Source organism: Chryseobacterium indologenes (genome assembly GCF_002025665.1).
In the GTDB taxonomy this organism is placed as follows: Bacteria; Bacteroidota; Bacteroidia; order Flavobacteriales; family Weeksellaceae; genus Chryseobacterium; species Chryseobacterium metallicongregator.
In genome coordinates, this window is the sequence record NZ_CP018786.1 from 5,282,426 (window position 1) to 5,302,432 (window position 20,007).

The 20,007-nt window shown below is 35.2% G+C and carries 18 protein-coding genes; 14 read left to right on the top strand and 4 right to left on the bottom strand.

Going from position 1 to position 20,007, the window contains the following annotated elements; genetic code table 11:
• Positions 1 to 3: 3 nt before the first annotated feature.
• Positions 4 to 711: a LytR/AlgR family response regulator transcription factor gene (locus BUE84_RS23910; RefSeq protein WP_238594324.1), complete on the bottom strand. Its 708-nt coding sequence runs from the start codon at positions 709 to 711 to the stop codon at positions 4 to 6.
• Between the two features lie 193 nt (positions 712 to 904).
• Here BUE84_RS23910 and hflX point away from each other — a divergent pair, with 193 nt between their 5' ends.
• The 9 genes from hflX (at position 905) to BUE84_RS23955 (ending at position 10,375) form a co-directional block, all read left to right on the top strand.
• On the top strand, positions 905 to 2,128 hold the full coding sequence (gene hflX, locus BUE84_RS23915) for a GTPase HflX (RefSeq protein ID WP_079243798.1): 1,224 nt from the start codon (positions 905 to 907) through the stop codon (positions 2,126 to 2,128).
• Entirely contained in the window at positions 2,128 to 2,763 is a 636-nt protein-coding gene (locus BUE84_RS23920; protein ID WP_079243799.1) for a DUF4919 domain-containing protein, read from the top strand. The genes hflX and BUE84_RS23920 overlap by 1 nt, the downstream gene beginning before the upstream one ends.
• A gap of 20 nt (positions 2,764 to 2,783) precedes the next feature.
• On the top strand, positions 2,784 to 4,070 hold the full coding sequence (locus BUE84_RS23925; RefSeq protein WP_079243800.1) for a cation:proton antiporter: 1,287 nt from the start codon (positions 2,784 to 2,786) through the stop codon (positions 4,068 to 4,070).
• 8 nt (positions 4,071 to 4,078) lie between these two features.
• Positions 4,079 to 4,795, top strand: a complete 717-nt coding sequence (locus BUE84_RS23930) for a DNA alkylation repair protein (protein WP_079243801.1) — start codon at positions 4,079 to 4,081, stop codon at positions 4,793 to 4,795.
• A gap of 132 nt (positions 4,796 to 4,927) precedes the next feature.
• Positions 4,928 to 5,596: a hypothetical protein gene (locus BUE84_RS23935; protein WP_079243802.1), complete on the top strand. Its 669-nt coding sequence runs from the start codon at positions 4,928 to 4,930 to the stop codon at positions 5,594 to 5,596.
• Positions 5,597 to 5,613: 17 nt separating this feature from the next.
• Positions 5,614 to 7,632, top strand: coding sequence for a hypothetical protein (locus BUE84_RS23940; protein ID WP_079243803.1), 2,019 nt, complete (start codon positions 5,614 to 5,616; stop codon positions 7,630 to 7,632).
• Positions 7,633 to 8,871: a hypothetical protein gene (locus BUE84_RS23945; protein WP_079243804.1), complete on the top strand. Its 1,239-nt coding sequence runs from the start codon at positions 7,633 to 7,635 to the stop codon at positions 8,869 to 8,871.
• A 28-nt stretch (positions 8,872 to 8,899) separates the two neighbouring features.
• A complete protein-coding gene (locus BUE84_RS23950) occupies positions 8,900 to 9,238 on the top strand; it encodes a DUF6122 family protein (protein WP_079243805.1) in 339 nt (112 codons plus the stop codon).
• 66 nt (positions 9,239 to 9,304) lie between these two features.
• Complete coding sequence (locus BUE84_RS23955; RefSeq protein ID WP_079243806.1) at positions 9,305 to 10,375, top strand: calcium:proton antiporter; 1,071 nt, start codon at positions 9,305 to 9,307, stop codon at positions 10,373 to 10,375.
• A gap of 65 nt (positions 10,376 to 10,440) precedes the next feature.
• Here the strand turns inward: BUE84_RS23955 and BUE84_RS23960 are convergent, their stop codons facing one another.
• Entirely contained in the window at positions 10,441 to 10,821 is a 381-nt protein-coding gene (locus BUE84_RS23960; protein WP_079243807.1) for a group III truncated hemoglobin, read from the bottom strand.
• 201 nt (positions 10,822 to 11,022) lie between these two features.
• On the opposite strand from BUE84_RS23960, the gene BUE84_RS23965 reads away from it, so the two are divergent.
• From BUE84_RS23965 to BUE84_RS23985, 5 genes are all read left to right on the top strand, one after another.
• Complete coding sequence (locus BUE84_RS23965) at positions 11,023 to 12,015, top strand: hypothetical protein (protein ID WP_079243808.1); 993 nt, start codon at positions 11,023 to 11,025, stop codon at positions 12,013 to 12,015.
• A gap of 439 nt (positions 12,016 to 12,454) precedes the next feature.
• Complete coding sequence (locus tag BUE84_RS23970) at positions 12,455 to 15,574, top strand: M60 family metallopeptidase (RefSeq protein WP_079243809.1); 3,120 nt, start codon at positions 12,455 to 12,457, stop codon at positions 15,572 to 15,574.
• A gap of 346 nt (positions 15,575 to 15,920) precedes the next feature.
• On the top strand, positions 15,921 to 16,892 hold the full coding sequence (locus BUE84_RS23975) for an ion channel (RefSeq protein WP_079243810.1): 972 nt from the start codon (positions 15,921 to 15,923) through the stop codon (positions 16,890 to 16,892).
• The gene (locus BUE84_RS23980; RefSeq protein WP_079243811.1) at positions 16,893 to 17,381 is read left to right on the top strand and encodes a YkgJ family cysteine cluster protein; all 489 of its coding nucleotides are present in this window, start codon (positions 16,893 to 16,895) and stop codon (positions 17,379 to 17,381) included.
• A gap of 236 nt (positions 17,382 to 17,617) precedes the next feature.
• On the top strand, positions 17,618 to 17,920 hold the full coding sequence (locus tag BUE84_RS23985; protein WP_034691849.1) for a hypothetical protein: 303 nt from the start codon (positions 17,618 to 17,620) through the stop codon (positions 17,918 to 17,920).
• A gap of 44 nt (positions 17,921 to 17,964) precedes the next feature.
• Here the strand turns inward: BUE84_RS23985 and BUE84_RS23990 are convergent, their stop codons facing one another.
• Together BUE84_RS23990 and gdhA are read right to left on the bottom strand one after the other, a co-directional pair.
• The gene (locus tag BUE84_RS23990; RefSeq protein ID WP_079244037.1) at positions 17,965 to 18,333 is read right to left on the bottom strand and encodes an iron chaperone; all 369 of its coding nucleotides are present in this window, start codon (positions 18,331 to 18,333) and stop codon (positions 17,965 to 17,967) included.
• A 130-nt stretch (positions 18,334 to 18,463) separates the two neighbouring features.
• Positions 18,464 to 19,822 (bottom strand): NADP-specific glutamate dehydrogenase, encoded by a 1,359-nt coding sequence (gdhA, locus tag BUE84_RS23995; protein ID WP_079243812.1) that lies wholly within the window; start codon positions 19,820 to 19,822, stop codon positions 18,464 to 18,466.
• Positions 19,823 to 20,007 lie beyond the last annotated feature (185 nt).

Below are 20,007 nucleotides of genomic sequence, written 5' to 3' on the forward strand. Positions count from 1 at the left end.
TTTTTAAGGATTAAAAAAAGACAGATTGTCTTTGTAAGTACGGCCAATAGGGAGTTTTATGTGGTGTGTAAGCTCTATTTCATGACAGCTTTTCCCTCGGATAAGATGGCGCGGAACGGCATAGCTTCTGTGTATTCTTACAAAAGAATCAAAAAAGTTTTTTTGCAGAAGATTTCCCAGAGAGTTTAAAATACAGTGATTTTTTTCAAGAGTGATAATTCTTGTATAATCTTTCAGAGCTTCCAGATAGAGAATATCTTTCATTTTAATCTGATGAATATGGCCTCCTTCTTTTATTTTGATACAGTTTTCTCCCACCATAGCATCATAACATTCACATTTTTCCTTTACTTCAAAAAAATCCAAAAGCTTTTCCATGGAATGATGAAAGCGTTCTGCTGTAAGAGGTTTGGTAATAAAATCTAAAGTATTAATCTCAAAAGCTCCGGCAGCCAGCTCAGGATGTGAGCTTACGAAAATACAGGCAGGGATCTTATGGGCTAACGTGCGGAGTTCAAGACCACTCATACCCTTTAAATTGGTTTCAGTAATCAGGAGATCAACAGGAAGGTCAAGATAGGAAACCGCCTTTTCTGCAGAGTCAAAAGTGGCAACAATTTCAATGTTTTGATATTGCCTGATATAATGCTGAAGAACCAGCCTGTCCAGTTCATCATCATCAATAATCATACATCTGATATGCGTAATCATGATATTCCGGAGATTAGTTTTTAATTTAAATATTTAAAAATCAGAATTTTATTACATAAAGTTATTGATTTTTTATATATCATTCGCCAGTAAACTTAAATTTATATTAAAATATGTTATTAAATAAAAATTGATTTTGTTTTTTTTCTGAAAAATATTAACTTGTAAAAATCATAAACATAGACAGAACTTAATGTTAGAAAAGAAAGAACATAACTATGAGAAAGCAGTCTTGGTGGGTGTTATTACCCAAAATCAGGACGAAGAAAAACTGACGGAGTATTTAGATGAACTGGAGTTTTTAGCTTTCACAGCCGGAGCAACCGTACAAAAGCGTTTTACCCAAAAATTAACTCAGCCTGATTCCAAAACCTTTATCGGAAGCGGAAAAGCCATTGAGATAAAAGAATATGTAAAAGAAAATGAGATCGGAACTGTAATTTTCGATGATGAACTCTCTCCTTCACAGCTTAAAAACCTGGAAAGAGATATGGAAGTTAAGATCCTGGACCGTACCAATCTTATTCTTGATATTTTTGCCCAAAGAGCACAGACTTCTTATGCAAGAACTCAGGTGGAATTGGCACAATATCAGTATCTTTTACCACGATTGACAAGAATGTGGACCCACCTTGAGCGTCAGAAAGGGGGAATTGGGATGAGAGGTCCCGGAGAAACGGAAATTGAGACTGACCGTCGTATTATCCGTGACAGAATTACCTTGTTGAAAGAGAAACTGAAGACGATTGACAAGCAAATGGCTACTCAGCGTAACAACCGTGGAAAAGTGGTTCGTGCCGCTTTGGTAGGATATACCAACGTAGGGAAGTCTACTTTGATGAATTCTATTTCAAAATCTGAGGTTTTTGCTGAAAATAAATTATTCGCAACCCTTGATACCACCGTAAGAAAAGTGGTGATTGGAAATCTTCCGTTTTTGTTGACAGACACAGTAGGATTCATCAGAAAACTACCTACTCAGCTGGTAGAATCATTTAAATCTACGTTGGATGAGGTTCGTGAAGCTGATCTTTTGATTCATGTGGTGGATATTTCTCACGAAAGCTTTGAAGACCACATAGAATCCGTAAATCATATCCTGATGGAGATCAATGCTCATCAGAAACCAATGATTATGATTTTCAACAAAATTGATGATTTCAGCTATGAGAAAAAGGATGAAGATGATCTTACGCCTTCTACCCGTAAAAATATTTCTCTGGAAGAGTGGAAAAAGACCTGGATGGCAAAATCTAAGTATCCAACAGTTTTCATCTCTGCATTAACGAAGGAAAACTTCCCGGAAATGAAGAAAATGATCTATGATGAGGTGATGAAAATTCATATTTCCAGATTCCCATACAACGATTTCCTTTTCGAATATTTCGACAACGACGAAGAAGAAAGCAACGATTAATGAAATACCATTTTTTTCTTTTAGTCATCCTGTTTTCGGTTTTTGGATTCAGCCAGAAATCCAAAATTGATTTAAAAGCTATTGAGAAAAGTCTCAGGACTTCCGACTCTCCGTACAATTACGACAAGCTTATTTTCAAATTTAAAGGATATCCTAAAGCTCTGGACAGTATAGAATCTCAATATCTGTACTACGGAAGAAATTTTAGAAACGATAAAATAAGTACATCAGATGATCGCTTTAAAAGTCTGGTAGAAGCCTTTAAACAAAACAATTTTGCGGATTGTATCAAACAGGGAAAAGCTTTGTATGATAAAGATCCTACCAACCTGGATGTACTGCTGATTCTTCTCAGGGCTTACGATTCTGTAAAGGATGGAAATAACTTTATCCATCATCTGAACCAATTCCGTACCCTTACTGAAGGGATAAGAAGTTCAGGAGACGGAAAGTCAGAAAAAACAGCTTATGTCGTCAATTCTGTAGGAGATGAATACATTCTGCTGAATATTCTGAATATAGGACAAGACTACACAAGACGTTCGAAAACTTCTAAAGATGCCATGTTTGACATCTGGGAAAAGGATGGGAATCAAATTTATATCAAAATACTCTATTTGGAACTAACCAATTAATCTTAAAATAAAAACACTTAGTGGAATTATATTATTCATTTTCAGCATTAATCGTATTAGCATCAATATTTGCCTATCTTAACTATAGGTTTTTAAAACTTCCAAGTACCATCGGAATTATGGTAATCGCCATTGTAGTATCAATTTTTCTGGTACTGTTTGGAGAAACGGTTCTTCCGAGAACTTTCGGACATCTTCACAACCTCATGAATGGTATAGACTTTACGGAAGTGTTGATGGGTGCTATGCTTAATTTTCTACTCTTTGCAGGGGGAATCCATATTAATATTAATGATCTGAAAGAACAGTTCAGACCTGTAGTGATATTTTCCACAGTAGGTGTTGTGATTTCTACTTTTGTGGTAGGATTCGGAATGTTTTATCTGCTTCCTTATGTAGGGGTAAAACTTCCTTTTATCTATTGTCTTGTTTTTGGAGCTTTGATTTCACCTACCGATCCGGTAGCAGTTCTGAGTGTACTGAAACAAGCTAAGGTATCCAAATCACTGGAAACAAAAGTAGCTGGAGAGTCTCTTTTCAATGACGGTATGGCAGTTGTGGTCTTTACGGTGATTTTACAGCTGGCGATCGGAAAAGAAGTGGATCTGAGTGTTGAAACAATCGGATTGCTTCTGCTTAAAGAAGCCGGAGGAGGTCTTTTACTTGGAGTTCTGTTAGGATGGGTTACTTCAAGATTGATGCGTGAAGTGGATGATTATATTATTTCCGTATTAGTAACACTTTCTGTTGTAATGGGAGGGTATCTTATTGCCCGTCAAATGCATATTTCAGGGCCATTGACGATGGTTGCTGCAGGATTGTTTATGGGAAACTTCAACAGAAGTTTCAAAATGAAATCAGTTACTCAGGACTATCTGATTAAATTCTGGGAATTGATTGATGAAATTCTGAATGCAGTATTATTCCTGTTCATCGGATTTGAACTTTTGATGATTAAAGATCTCAGACATTTCATGATTCCGGGCGTAGTTGCCATTGTGGTCGTTCTGTTTGCAAGATTTATTTCTATCTGGGGGCCTACAAAATTTACTTCCCTGAGAAGAAGTTTCAGTCCACAGACGGTAAAAGTTCTGGTTTGGGGAGGAATTCGAGGAGGAGTTTCCATTGCATTGGCGATGTCTATTCCTAAAAGTGAATACAGTGAAATTATTTTAAGTATTACCTATTGCGTTGTAGTATTCTCGATCATTGTTCAGGGACTTACCATTGCTAAAGTGGCGAACCCTAATAAGATTGCCAAAGAAGAGGAAGAGCAGGAAAATATTGTTGTAGAAGAAAACGCTTAAATTGTCATATGAGCATCGTTAAAGAAATACAGGAAGCACTCGCTGTTTTATCCATTCCTGAAAAGGCTGAATTTTTTCCAAGATTCTTCAAAACAGGAAAAGGTGAATATGGTGAAGGCGACTTGTTTCTGGGAGTGAAAGTTCCGGATCAGCGCTCTGTTGCCAAAGAATATTATTCGAAAATAGATTTAAAAGAACTCAGTACATTACTTTCTTCAGAATACCATGAGCATAGGCTGACGGCTCTTTTTATGCTGATTTCAAAGTTTGAGAAAACAAAAGATAAGGCGGTAAAAGAAAAAGTGGTCACTTTTTACCTGGATCATCTTCCTTATGTGAACAACTGGGATCTGGTAGATTCTACCTGTTATAAGATTTTAGGAAGGTATGCTTTTGAAAATCAGAAAGAAAGCCTTCTTGTGGAACTTTCGGAATCTGAGGAAATGTGGCATAAGAGAATTGCTGTAGTGGGAACTATGCACTATATAAAAAAGGGTTCATTTAATCTGACCAAAGAATTCGTAACCAGAAATCTTAAACATCCCCATGATTTGATGCACAAGGCAAACGGTTGGTTGCTAAGGGAAATGGGAAATAAAAATGAAGGCGAGCTGATCAGCTTTCTGAATCAGTATTACAAAGAAATGCCGAGAACCTGTCTTCGGTATGCTATTGAAAAACTGGATGAAGATCTTCGTCAGGATTATCTTAAAGGACGAGTATAAAAAATAATATACGGAATAGCACCGTATTTTCCCCTGAAAAAGTACCGGGAAACAGCTATTTATGCCCAAAAAATCAAAGATTATAAGGATTTAAGGTCAGAATTGAGTAATTTTGTGCTTTTAAACCTAATCATGAAAAAAAATCTCAGATTATTTCTTCTATGTATTCCTTTACTGTTTCTGACAAGCTGTTTTGATATTCTTGATAAAGTGAATATAAAAGCTGACGGAACAGGAGAATATACTATTATCCTTAACGCCAGCAAGAGCAAAACAAGACTGGCCTCTATCTCTAAGATGGAAACCATCAACGGAAAAAAAGTTCCTAAAAAGGCAGAAATTGAAAATAAAATCAATGAAGCTGCCAAAATTTTTAAAGCAACACCAGGAATCAGTAATGTGAAAACATCTATGGATTTTGATAATTACATCATCAAGCTGAGCTGTAATTTCAAAAAAATTGAAAACATCAATGCAGGCCTGGAAAAACTGAAAACCCAGAAAATATTGGGTAAAATGGTTCCAACTCAGGTGTACAGCCAAAATCTTGAGAAAAAGACCTTGACAAGGAATAAAGTCAATACTTTCAAGGCTGATTATGACAAGATGAGTAAGGGTGATAAAGAAGTTTTTAACGATGCTCGGTATACTTCCATCATGCAGTTTGAAAATCCAGTGAAATCACAAACTAATACTAATTACGTGCTTTCTCCCAACAAAAAGGCTCTTAAACTGGAAGCAGATATCCTGGATGTAATCCTTCAGAAAAAACAAATACAAAACACCATTCTTTTTCAATAAATTTCTAAACTATAGTCATGAAATCTATCTTTTTAAAAACGCAAACAATTATTTTCGTTCTCTTTGGCTTTACATTGATTTTAGCCCAAAACAGCATGAAAATTCCTTCCGATGCCGTATTTTATATGGAAGTTAACGGAAAACAACTTAATAATAAAATCAACTGGAATAAACTGAATCCTTTGCTGCATGAGCTCAGCAAAAAGAGCAAAGAAAATCTTTCATGGACAGATTATTCCAAAACAGGAATCAAATACGATGCTGTTCAATACCATTATGCAAGTTTTAATGACTCTATTAAAGCCTATAATACCCATTTTATCATTGACAATAAGGAAAAGTTTCAGGAATTCATTAATTCTGTAAAGAAAAAAGGACAGGAAGTTTCCAGCAGAAAGAACTATTCTTATGTAGATATCAACGATGATATTTTTGTAGCGTGGAACGGAAGCCGTGCTGTTCTGAGCATGATCAGCTATACAAAACCTTATAAGAATCTTTGGGCAGAGGAAGCAGTTGCAGACAGTACTGCTGTTGCAGTGGTTGACTCCGCTTATGCAGAGCCGGGAGATACAGTGTATACAGAAGAACCGGAAAAACCTTTTGATTATAAAGAAGAAATCAAAAGTCTGAAGGATGATATCAAGTATCTGAAAGAAAGTATAAAAGATAACAACAACGAGATTGCAAGAATCCAGAAAGATATCAAATACCTGGAGAAACATCATAAATATCCTGCAGAGAAAGAAACTGCTGAAAATTCTGAAAACGGAGAAGAAATGCCTGAAGACGCTTATGATGAGGAAGAAGAAAAAGCTTTTCAGAAAGAACAGGATTCTATCCGCAGAGAAAACTTCAGGGTTGTTAAAAAGAACGCAGAAGATCGTTTTGACCAATATTTCAGTTCAAATTTAGAAATTGAAGTGCCTAAAGAAATGCTGTCATTCCGAGATGCCAATTCCGATGTTTTTGTATACACAGACTATGGAAGGATTGTAAACGAAGGAATCTACGGAAAGATGACGAAGTACTACGGCTACGGACAGTTTTTCAAAAACATGTACAATTCCAACTATGCATACAATCTGTACTTTGACAAAGATAAAGTAAGACTGGTTAACAATTATCAGCATAAAAATGCTGACATTCAAAAGAATATTTCCGCCATTTATAAAGGTAAGAAAAACAAAAAGCTGCTGGAGCTGATCAATGAGAAAAGTGTTGGTTACTATGCCATGAATGTAAATGGGGCAAAATGTTTTGATATGATGTACAGTCTTCTTCAGAACTCTGGAGAAAATGAGTACAAAAAAGAAATGGAGCTGATTATGGAAACCATGAAAATTGTACTGGATGAAGAAGCAATTGCCAAAATTGCACCAGGAAACGGAATCTTTGTTTTGAATGAATTGAAATCCAAAACCGTAGAATACACCGATTACGAATACGATGCTGATTTCAATGAAAAAGAAGTAAAGAAAACAAAAGAAATCGCTGTTCCTAACTTCACTTTCGCTTTTGCAACAGAGAATGAAGGGTACTGGAATCGTATTTTTGATTTGCTGACAACCAACAAAAAACTGTCTAAGAGATTCTCTAAAAAAGGAAACCTTTACACCTTTAAAGAAGAGAAAAACGGAGGATATGTAGATCAGTTGTTTTTTACTGTGAAGGATGGAGTAGTGTATCTGATGAGTGCAGCAGATAATAATTTGCCGGTAAACCAATCTGATATTTCCAGAAAATGGGCCAAAGATTCCGCTAAATATCCATTGTCCGGCAGACTGGATATCCAGAAGCTTTTAACAGGATTAGATAAAGAATTCAAAAGTCCGAAAGAAAGAAAAACATTAGAAGCGATCAAAAAAAATGTAGGAGAGTTGTATTATAAAACTGAAGTAAAAGGAGAAAGTATCCAGACTGAGATGAACTATAACATCAAAGATTCTTCAGAAAACAGCTTAATGTATTTCTTTGATATATTCGATCAGGTTTTTAAAGCTAAAGAAACAGAAAAGAAGCCTCAAATTTTATAGATGAACAAAAAGAAGATTATTGTCCCGTTATTTTTATTACTGGCTGTTGCAGTATATTTTGTAGCTTTTCACAAAGATAAAAGCCTTCAATATATTCCTGATAATGCAGATGCAGTCGTCTTAATCGACACAAAGAAATTAACGGGGCAATACCTCTTCAGCTTAGTAACCCATCCTTCAAAATGGTCCGGAAGCAAAGCAAAAAGTAAAACCTCCGGTTCATTGAAAAATTCAGGGATCAGAATTCCGGATTTTCTGCAGATATTCCACGTTAAAGACACTGAATTTTCAGAATGGTACAGCGTTTTAGAGCTTAAAGATTCGCAAAAATTCATCACCTATTTAAAGAAACAAAGTTTTGTTGCTAAAGGAAATAACCGTTTTCAGAAGGAGCAGTTTTTCTTTATGATAGAAGGAAATTATTGTATTGTAGGAACTTCAGATCATGCTTTTGAAAACCTTCAAAAAAAGCTTCTTCAGAATTCTGTACACCATGTTTGGGAGGCAGACCGTTTTATTCAAAATACATCGGGAAGTATTTCATTCATTTCAGGCAAGAAAATTCACAGCTTTTCTATTGAGTTAAATGATGACGAAATTGAGATCAGAAATAACTCAGATCTTGAGACTTTTAATATAATTGCTTCTAAGCTTCAGAAAGGAAATCAATTTCTGGAACTGGAGCTGGACAGGGAAAACATCAGAAACTTTACCCGTTTTTTCAATAAGAGTATCGCAGATTCATCACAGGCTGTTTCCTTAAAAGCCACTGCAAATCTAGAGCAGGCCAATGATACTATTATCAGTTATGAATATGATGATAATTTCAATGAAGTTGAAAAGAAGACTTTCCAAAAAATTACCCAACCGAATTATACCATTGATATTGTAAGTAGTGATCCCGAAAAGACCTGGGAATACTTTCAGTCTAAAAAGTGGATCAATGAAGATAATCAATTCACGGCAATTCCTTTTCAACCCAACGAAATCAAAAAGAATAATAAAGGGGTTATCATAAAGTCAACCCGAAAATCCGTATCATTATCTCCCCAGCTCAAAGAAAATTACCTGCTAATCAGAAATAATGCTTTGTTATATTCCTCTTTGAAAACATTGAGTAACACTGAGAAAAGGATCATTTCTGACATCGATTACGTATTGTATGGGAACAAGGCTCAGAATTATTGGATAAAAATAAAAGCGAAGAAAGGAGAATTACCATTAATTTTACGGTGGTAAGCATAGAAACCGAATAAAATTTTCATTAATGGCTCCATCAGACATTGCATTGCTCAAAACTTTTACTCATTATTTTTTACATCTCGTTTTTCCGGTCTTTATTGCATTGGTTTTTTATCGTAAAAATTGGAAAAAGGCATATTTTATTCTTCTTGCTACCATGCTGGTAGATCTGGACCATCTTTTTGCCAATCCTATTTTTGATCCGTCAAGAGGAAGCATAGGTTTTCATTTTTTACATTCTTATTATGCCATTGCGGTGTATTTTTTGCTGCTGTTCTTTAAAGGAAATATAAGGATTATAGGAATTGGGATTCTGTTTCATATGTTTACAGATTATCAGGACTTTAACTTCTGGCCTCATTAAAATATCATTAATATTTTCTTTTAATATTGAAATTATTATAGATTTTTTGTATTTTGTAGTCAAGATATGAGACTAAAAGAACTTTTACATTATACCTATATTTTTCCTATTCTGGCGGTAGGATACTACTTTTCCGGATTGATGGGAAGTGGTGTTCTTTATGATATCATTGCCGGTATTTTATTAATCGGAAGCGTTTTGTCAGCAGTGCATCATGCTGAAGTTGTAGCTCATAAAGTAGGGGAGCCTTTTGGAACCATTATTCTGGCACTTTGTATCACCATTATTGAAGTGGCACTTATCATCTCGCTGATGGTTGCCGGCGGAGATCAGGCGATCACGCTGGCCAGAGATACCGTTTTTGCTGCCGTAATGCTTATTCTTAACGGAATTTTGGGAATATGTATTTTGGTAGGTGGCGTTAAATATCATGAACAGTTCTTTGCAAGAACTTCAGCAACTACTTATCTGGTGAGTATTGTTTCCATTCTGGTACTTACCCTAGTTCTTCCCAATTTTACTTCAAGTGTCAACGGACCATTCTACAACGAAGCTCAGCTTATTTTTATATCCATTGCATGTCTTGCCATTTATGGGGTTTTCCTGATGGTGCAGACTGTGCGCCACAGAAGTTATTTTATTGTTCCTGATGAGCATCCTGAAGAGCATTATATTCCTTCATTACCTAAAACACTTATCAGCTTTGTCTTTTTGGTGATTTGCCTTGTTATTGTTGTACTTATGGCCAAAGGATTGTCTGATACAATAGAAGGAATGGTGCAAAGTCTTGGAGCTCCAAAATCTCTGGTTGGTGTAATTATTGCTGCTGTAGTTCTTCTTCCTGAAGGCGTAGCAGCGATCCGTGCAGCAAGAGCCAATCAAATTCAATCCAGTTTGAATCTGGCATTGGGTTCAGCTCTGGCAAGTATCGGTCTCACTATTCCTGCGGTTTCAGCGGTATGCATTATGTATGATATCCCACTTGTATTAGGATTGGATAAAAAAGACATTATCCTGCTTTCTTTATCCGTATTTATTGTGATGCTATCTTTAAGTCGTGGAAAAACAAATATCCTGTACGGGACTGTTCTGTTGGTGAATTTGGCAGCCTATATCTTTACGGTAATCGTTCCTTAAAAAAGCAATTATTATTTGATCAATTCTGGAATTTTTTAACTCGTATCCCCACTCCCCACATTGCATTATAATCTTCTCGCCAACTCCATTTTGAAAGCCATCAGTTTGGCTATATTCTCGGATTTATAGATTGCCATATCGGCATTTTCTCCTACGAAATTTTCCTCAATAGTAGTACGCCAAAGCAGCAGCCATCTGTCAAAGTGTTTCTGCTCCATAGCCTGTATCTCATTAATCGGGAAGTGGACACCAATTGGATTTCCTTTATAGCTCATCTGCCCAAAAAGAATAGATTCCCAGAAAGAATACATTTTAGGAAGATGTTTGTCCCAATCTACTTTAGCAATATCATTAAAAAAGAATCCAATGGTTTCATCTTTAACAACTTTGTTGTAAAATGAATTGACAAGGTGTTCAATATCTTCTCTTGATTCAAGCTTTTTCATAGTTCAAAGTTAGTACAATTCGTATTAAAAATTCCAGTCGCGAAATTGATAAATTTCATGTAAACAGTATTTTAGAGTACAACGTATTATAAAATAATGGAAAATTGGGAAAGATTAAAATTTGATTAATTCGCAAAAAAATACCTCAAAGGAATTCATTTTTTGTAAATTTAATTATTAAACACTAAAAAAATTATTAAAATGATCAAAAAAATCAATTCTATTTGTATTCTCTTACTGATGTTTTCAGTATCATGTTCAAGGGATGAAGTGAGTGCTATGAATGATGATTCAGAAAAAGTAAATTATTCTGAAGTAAAGAAATCACAGTTTACTGAGACAGAGATGCTTCAGCAAGGCTGGAAAATCGTAAATGACTTTCAATTGCCATGTAATAATAGTTTTAGGACCAATTACAGTTCATCTAATGAAGAGCGCGAAATCCCTTTCAAATCCAATCATCTGAAGGATATGGGATATGATATTAGTTATTCCGGTGAAAGGACGAGATTGAAAAATGTTTTTGCTTATTCTGGTCAGGTTCCGGACGGAATTATATTTAATCCTGACCTTTCTGTAGACGGAGATGTACGGAACACGGCTCCTAATCCTGATGTTTCCATTGTTTTAGGAACTCCTGAGGTATCCATAAAAACTGACGGAGTAGATTTACCGGATAATGCTTATACTACAGAAGCCATTAATAATGGGGACAGAGAAAGTGAAATTACAGTAACCTATTCTTATAAAAAAGGATATTCTACTTCCTGGAAGCGGACTGTTTCAGGTTCATTTGAAGTGGCAGCATCAGTATCCGTTGATATTCCGTTAGTGGCAAAAGCTTCTGCAAGTACAAAAGTAGTTGTGGGAGGAGATACAACGGAAGGTACAGAAAATTCTGAAGAAATTACTGAGACCAGCAGCTACAAAACCATTGTTCCTGCTCATTCTAAAAAATCAATTTCTGTCCTGACGAAGTTAAAAGGATCATCTGTTGAATACTTTGTACCTATGAAATTAAAGGGAAGATTGCAGGCCAATTTTCCTTCTCCGGTAGATGGACATTATTATTGGGCTTTTCCTATTGAAAGCTTCCCTAATTTTCTTTCTAATATACATGGAGAATCAGGAGTAGTAAAATCTGTCAGCAATGTAAGTGTTACTGTACTGGAATCACCGGCACAAAAGATATAGAATTACTCTTATCAAAAAAGGAAAAGTAGAGTGTTACTTTTATTTTTTGTCATTTTAGCAGCTTAATGTATAGCGGATTCGGGACAGAATAATTCAACTGGTGGTGTATAATTAAAAACAGGTAGGTATAAATTTTTGCAATTATTTTAATTCTTAATTTTAGAAATAAAACTTTTAGTATGATGTATAAGTATTTGGTAAAGCTATAATAGAAAAATGATCTGGCAGCTAATATTTGCCCTCAAGATGATTTTCACCGAGAGTTTTTTGATGAAATTTTTTATAGAAATAGAATAGGATAGGCTATAGAAAGACGCGACAGCTTTCGTTCTTTACTCAATCATTTTGACACAGCAATATCACGTTGGAAATCTTTCTATTACATGGCTTTTATGGTAATTAGCTTTGAATAAATTTTATTAATCAAAATTACAACAAGATGAAAAAAAATTCTTTTACTCTTTTATTTCTATTCTTTTTACAGATAGTTTTTGCTCAGCAATATAAAATGCCAGTAGTTTATGCAAGTTCATTACAACCAGCAGAACCTGGACAGGAAGCAGGAATGTGTAATGATAATAATGTAAATACACTTTATCATTCCCGGTATAATTTGAGTACAGCACTGCCGGATCAGTTAAATTTCAAATTTTCCAGTCGGGTAAAAAGTGTAAAAAGGTTGGTATACAAACCCAGAACAACAGGCCCTAATGGAATATGGACCAGTGTGAAGATTTCCTATTCTACGCAATCCAATCCTTCTGTTTTTATAACAGCAACCGGAGTTATTTCCTGGGCATCTGATAATATGGCAAAAACAATAGATTTGCCAACAGCAATTGTTCATCCAGATGTTATTAGGATTGATGTTCTAAGTGCTCAAAATAATTTTTCAAGTTGTGCAGAGATGGAGTTTTATTCTGAAGAACAGATGGATCCTATACAAACAGAATGTACACTTCCAACCAATGAGTTTTCAGCGTATGCGGATATCCCTGTGTTGCCGCAAGTGGCAGGGTCTTCGGCTTCAAGTTTCCAATCGGGAGAAAATATAGAGAAATCCTTTGATGGTGACGTCAATACGCTTTATCATTGTAGCTGGAGTGCAACAGCAGCCACTTTTCCTATTTCTCTGATTTATAAGTTTGATGGGCTGACATCTATGAATTATTTAAGGTACACCCCAAGACAAGATGGCGGGCCAAATGGCCTTTTCGGAAATATAAAAATAAGTTATAATACCATTTCTAATCCTGCTTATGTTGATATTGCTACTCAAAATTTTGGACAAACGAGTACCATTAAAACTGTAGTTTTTCCTTCTGCAATTACTCCTTTAAATATAAAAATTGAGGTTCTGGATGGCAAAAACGATTTTGCCAGCTGTGCTGAAATGGAGTTTTTTCAGGCCAGTCCTAATAGTTTTAATCCTTCAGCTTATTCAAATATTTTTAATGATACTATTTTCAGTACTTTAAAACCAACTGTAACCCAACAGGATATTGATGCAATTTCCTCACCTTTCATTAAAAGGTTAGCGCAGTGCTTATTTAATAATACCTACAATAGAAAATACAGAGTTCAGACTTTTAGCGCATATAAAACAATTGAATCAATAAACAATCAGTACAAAATAGCAAATTACAACGGCTATGAAAACCCAACAGGAATTACGTTTCAGAAAAATACAACAGCCATTATTTTTGCAAAAGATATTACAACTACAAACAAAGTTTATTTAAAAGTAAGAGATTTTGCTACTGAAGGTTCTTCTCCTGAAAAATCTTATGAATTGAAAAATGGGCTGAACATTATTAATATTATAAATGCCGGACTCGGGTACATTTCATATTATACGGATGATGTAAATGCATTGCCCATATCGGTAAATATCACAGCAGGGATTGTAAATGGCATATATAAAAAAGGTACAACGTCTGCAGAATGGATTGAAATGCTAACTAATGATGTATATCCAAAAATTGATATAGAAGGGTATTATACGAAACTGCTAATTGATAAGTCTGTCGTAAGCAATTTCCATTTCACCACAGCTCAGCCTTTAATCGATAAATACGATGCAATTGTTAAATCTGAGAGAGAAATGATGGGCTTTTTTAAATTCAATAAAAATCTTAAAAACAGACAGCTTGTTTATACAGAATCTTTAGGAGGATGGTATGCAGGAGGCTTAGGAGCTCATCTAGATCTTACTTGGGGACTTTCAAACTCTACTTCAGCAACCGGACTGGATTTTTGGGGTGTAGCTCATGAATTAGGCCATATCAATCAGGTAAGACCCGGCTTAAAATGGGTTGGAACAACAGAAATCACAAATAATATATATTCACTATGGGCATATTACAATTTGTATTCACCAACAGGAGCCAACAGATTTACTAGATTAGAAGGTGAAATTGCTGATAAAACGGCCTTTCCTAAAGTGGTAGGAAACAGATTTGGAGAAATTATTATTCAAACCCAAATTAACGGGAAGAGTATTATGGATCAGTTCAGAACAGATTATGTGAATCCTGCTGACGCAAATTTCAGAAGCCTTATTCCGTTTTGGCAATTAGAATTATATTATCAATTGGCGGGTGCCTCAAAAAGTGCTTCCACGCTTGCATTTGATTCAGATATGTCGGATGAAGAGACACCTACGGTTACACCTGCCGTTCCCGGAGTAGATTATGCACATTGGTTTGCTATAGTAGCCGAGAAAGTAAGAAATACAAACGAAACCCAGCTTACCCAAGGGCAAATGGTTATGAATTTTGTGAAAAATACCTGTGACGCTGTGCAGGAAGACCTTACAGATTTCTTTACCAATACAGGGTTTTTAAAGCCTATTAATGCCACAATTTCAGATTACTCAAACGGTCAGCTTACGATTACACAAAGTATGATTGATGATGTGAAAACCTATGTTTTAATGAAGGAATATGCAAAACCGGTATCTCCTGTAATTAATTATCTTTCGGCAAATAGCGTGAATGCATATAAGAATCTTCTGCCTGTTTCAGGAATTACAGGAATTGGGGCTCAGGTTGTAAACAATGCACAAGGTCAATTTTTATTGGTAAATAATTCTAAGTGGAATAATGCGGTTGCATTTGAAACTTATGATGCAGGTAACCAGCTCATCAGTGTTTCTATTGTGGGAACGGGAGATACTACATTGGCAAATACATATGTTGATTTCCCTTCTAATGCTTTGAAAGTTTATGCAGTAGGATATAACGGACAAAAAATTCTTGTGTATCCGGCAAATACTTTAGCTGTTAAGGATAGTAAGACAAATAATAATGAATTTATTGTTTATCCGAATCCTTTAAAAAATGGACAAAAACTGGTTATTCATATTAAAAATTCAAGAGAAAATTTGAATGCAGAATTATATGATATGGCAGGAACATTATTGATTTCAGCAAAAGGTTCTTTAAGTGAAATAAATAAGGAAATTAATGATAAAATAAAAGATTTGAAAACTGGAATTTATGTTATTTCAATAAATGATGAAACCAATAAATATAACTCTAAGATTATTAAAGAATAATATTTGTAATTAATTTGCCGAAATTTGATATTATCCAATTGGACGCACATTAAAAACTATTACGTAATTGAGATTTAATTAAGATGATATAAACAGCAGGAAATTTTGAATTTCTGCTGTTTTTTTATTCATTTTGAGTAAAAATTTTATAGAAAGTCCATAGTAAATCATCTATCATCTAACAAGTAATTTTAAAAAATGATTACTTAAAAAATTAAGCATCATAATGCGTTCTATTCTTACCTTTACCTTTTAAAATATCTGTATGCTGAAAGAAAGAGCTGATCATCAACTGGCTTATTGGTAGAGGAAAATCATAATATAACAAAGTCAAAATGATTAAAAAATGACAGGAGGATTCAGAAAAAAGATCCGTCAGAAAAATGCGGAGAACAGTGGTTTCGGAACCAATGCCTCAGGAAGGTTCATCAATAAAGATGGTCTCCCGAATGTTCAGAGAAGGGGTGTGAATGTGTTCAACAGGTTAAGCTGGTATCACACCATGCTGAATTTATCCTCATTTCGATTTATTTCTTATTTGGTTATCGCTTATATTCTCATTAATCTACTGTTTGCCATGATCTATTACCTGATTGGGGTAGAGCACCTTACAGGAATAGATAAGAGTGATCCACTCAATGAATTTATTGATGTCTTTTTCTTCAGTTCTCAGACATTCACAACGGTTGGATATGGGAGAATCGCTCCGGTAGGATTTTTGGCAAGTCTTGTAGCAACTTTTGAAGCTTTTCTGGGATTGCTTACCTTTGCCATTGCAACAGGACTTTTTTATGGAAGATTTTCAAGACCGCGGGCATACCTTAGATTTTCTGATATTGCAGTTATTGCTCCTTTTCAGGAATCTTCAGCATTGATGTTCAGGCTTGCTCCCTATAAAAATAATGCATTGACGGATGCAGACGTAATTGTTTCTGTAGCCATTGAGGTTATGGAAAATGGAGTTGCCAAAAGTAATTTTTACAGACTTACCACGCAGATGAGTAAGATCAATACTTTGGCTCTCAACTGGACTGTAGTGCATAAAATTGATGAAAACTCTCCGTTTTACGGTTTTTCTGAAGAAGATTTTAAAAATACAGATATTGAGCTTATCGTACAGGTACGCGCATTTGACGAAGTCTTTTCAAATACGGTGGTTCAAAGATCGTCTTATACTACAGGAGAAATTGTATACGGAGCTAAATTTGTTCCGATGTATTATCCAAACAAAGAAAATCTTTCAACGGTACTGGATCTGGATAAAATTAACGAGTATAAAAAAGAAGAACTTCCGGAGTCCGTGAGAAACAAAGAATAAATGGATTTAGATTTTTATAAAAAACAGGCGATACAAAAGCAGAAAGAACACAAGAAATTTCTGGACGGATTAAAGAAAAAACCGCCCAAAAATCTCGATTATATAGTGCAGGAAACACATGATGAAGTTTTTGAAGAAATAGACTGTTTGCAGTGTGCCAATTGCTGCAAAACAACGGGACCTCTCTATACCGAAAAAGATATTGAGAGAATTTCCAAACATCTTCGAATGAAGTCTGCAGACTTTGAAGCAAAGTTTTTAAGAGTAGATGAAGATAATGATAAAGTATTACAGAATCTTCCCTGTTTTTTTCTGAACAACGATAATACATGTTCTATCTACGATGTAAGACCAAAAGCCTGTCGTGAATATCCTCATACAGACCGTAAAAAGATTTATCAGATCAATAATTTGATGCTGAAAAATACTGTTATCTGTCCTGCAGCATTTGAATTCGTAGAAAAAATGATGAAGAATGTGACGAAGTAAACCTAAGGCGGGGAGCTGGATGCTGGAAGCAGGAAGTCTTGATAATAGACCATTTCAGCTAATATTTTCACTGAAATAAACTTCCAGTTTCCAGCATCTCGCTTCCAGTCCAATCATCTGAACTGATTTTTGCAAATTCCTCTTAAATAATTATAAAGTACGTTAAATAAGTCTTTTACACATAATTTTATAAATGATGCCTCGTTTAAGTTAAACAATCATTTAAATATTACATTATGAAAAAGTTATTTTTAACGGCAGCGTTTACATTAGTCGGAGTAATCGCAGTATCAGCACAATCAACACCACAAAAGCCGGCCGATACTTCTACTAATAACACTACGACAACTCAAACTCAACAACCGAATACACAGACTACAAGTCCTTCGGATCAGAAGAATCAACAGGAAAAATCACCTGCAACTACAATGGAAACTGCACCTGCAACGGATCCATCAGTAAGTACAACGCCTACTGATGCCACTAAACCTGCAGATGCTCCTAAAGAAGAGAAGAAAGACAAAAAGAAGAAAAAGTAAAAGCACTTTAGCAAACACTAGTCGGAATCCTGAAATCTTGTATTTCAGGATTTTTTTTGTTCGATTTCTTTTGTTTTGAACCGGAGGATCTTAGTGATCAGATCCAGTGGCAGATTTTCAGTGATTGGAAATTGAACGGCCCCTTTTGAAAATTTATATTTTCTTTCTTTAAAATCTTTTTCAAAATTACGGATACCTTCAGCTCCGGGATAGAATCCGATATGTTTTTTATATCCCGCAAAATAAATTAATGGTTTTCCTTTGTATCGAAAAGCAGGCATCTGATATCCAATATATTCTTCCAAATCCGGAATCTGTAAATGGATGGCTTTTCTGAGTTCAATCAATTTTTTCTGTACTTCTATCGGGAACAGAAGAATGTATTCATCAATATTTTTAAAGGTGTTTTGCATGATATAAAAATAAAAAAAGCACTGCATATAGCAGCGCTTTCTCCTTTCACTTTTTACTTTTTTCCCATTATCCCGGGAACAGGCTATATCAAAAAAGGTCGGGAGTTTTTCCCAACCTTTGTTTTTTTTGTTACACAACTCCTTGAGCCAACATTGCTTCTGCTACTTTTACGAAGCCGGCAATATTTGCACCTTTTACGTAGTTTACATAACCGTCTTCGTCTTTTCCGTAGTCTCTACAAGCTTTGTGGATACCGATCATGATTTCCTTTAATCTTGCATCAACTTCTTCAGAAGTCCAGTTAAGACGGATAGAGTTCTGAGTCATTTCTAATCCTGATGTAGCAACACCTCCAGCGTTGGAAGCCTTACCAGGAGAGAATAATACTTTATTGTCTAAGAAATAGTTGATGGCATCTAGTGTAGAAGGCATATTAGCCGCTTCAGTTACACAAACACATCCGTTTTCAACTAATTTTCTTGCATCATCTAAATCTAGTTCGTTTTGAGTTGCAGAAGGGAAAGCAACATCACACTTCACATCCCAAGGACGTTTTCCAGCATGGAACTCAGCTGAAGGATATTTTTTAGCATAGTCTTCAGCTCTGTTATTTCCTGAAGATCTAAGCTCCAATAAATAATCGATCTTTTCTCCGCTGATACCGTCTTTATCATAGATGTATCCGTCTGGTCCAGAGATTGTTACTACTTTAGCTCCTAGTTCAGTTGCTTTTTTGATAACTCCCCAAGCTACGTTTCCGAAACCTGATACTGTTACGATTTTATCCTGGAAATTCTGTCCGATCGTTTTAAGCATCTGCTCTGCGAAGTATACTACACCGTATCCTGTAGCTTCAGGACGGATTAATGAACCTCCATAAGCAAGACCTTTTCCTGTAAGAACTCCGGTAAACTCATTTCTGATTTTCTTGTACTGACCGAATAAATATCCGATTTCTCTTGCTCCAACACCGATATCTCCAGCAGGTACGTCTGTTTCAGGGCCGATGTGCTTACATAATTCGGTCATGAAAGCCTGGCAGAAACGCATTACTTCCATATCAGATTTTCCTTGTGGATCGAAATCTGAACCTCCTTTACCACCTCCCATTGGAAGAGTTGTCAAAGAATTTTTGAATACTTGTTCGAACGCTAAGAATTTAAGAACAGATAAGTTTACAGTAGGGTGGAAACGGATTCCTCCTTTGTATGGTCCAATAGCAGAGTTCATTTGAATTCTGAAACCTCTGTTAACCTGAATTTCTCCTTTGTCATCAACCCATGGAACTCTGAAAATAATAATTCTTTCAGCTTCAGCCATTCTTTCAAGCAGCTTCATTCCGGTATATTCTTTTTTAGTAGCAATGAATGGAATTACGGTTACGGCAACTTCTTTTACAGCCTGTAAAAATTCCGGTTCGTTAGGATTTTTTGCTTCAATTTTTGCAATAAACTCTTGGATTTTCTGGTCAATATTATATTGTTCCATATATTAAGGTTGAATATTATTGTCAACAAATTTAATTTTTTTTTCAAGATTCACAACACTATATTTTAACATTGTTAAAAATTAAATAATAATGTTCCGTAATATTATTAAATTGATAATTTATGTTCAAATTTTATTAAAAATGAAATGTTATATGTGAAATAATGCAATATTAAGAAATCGTT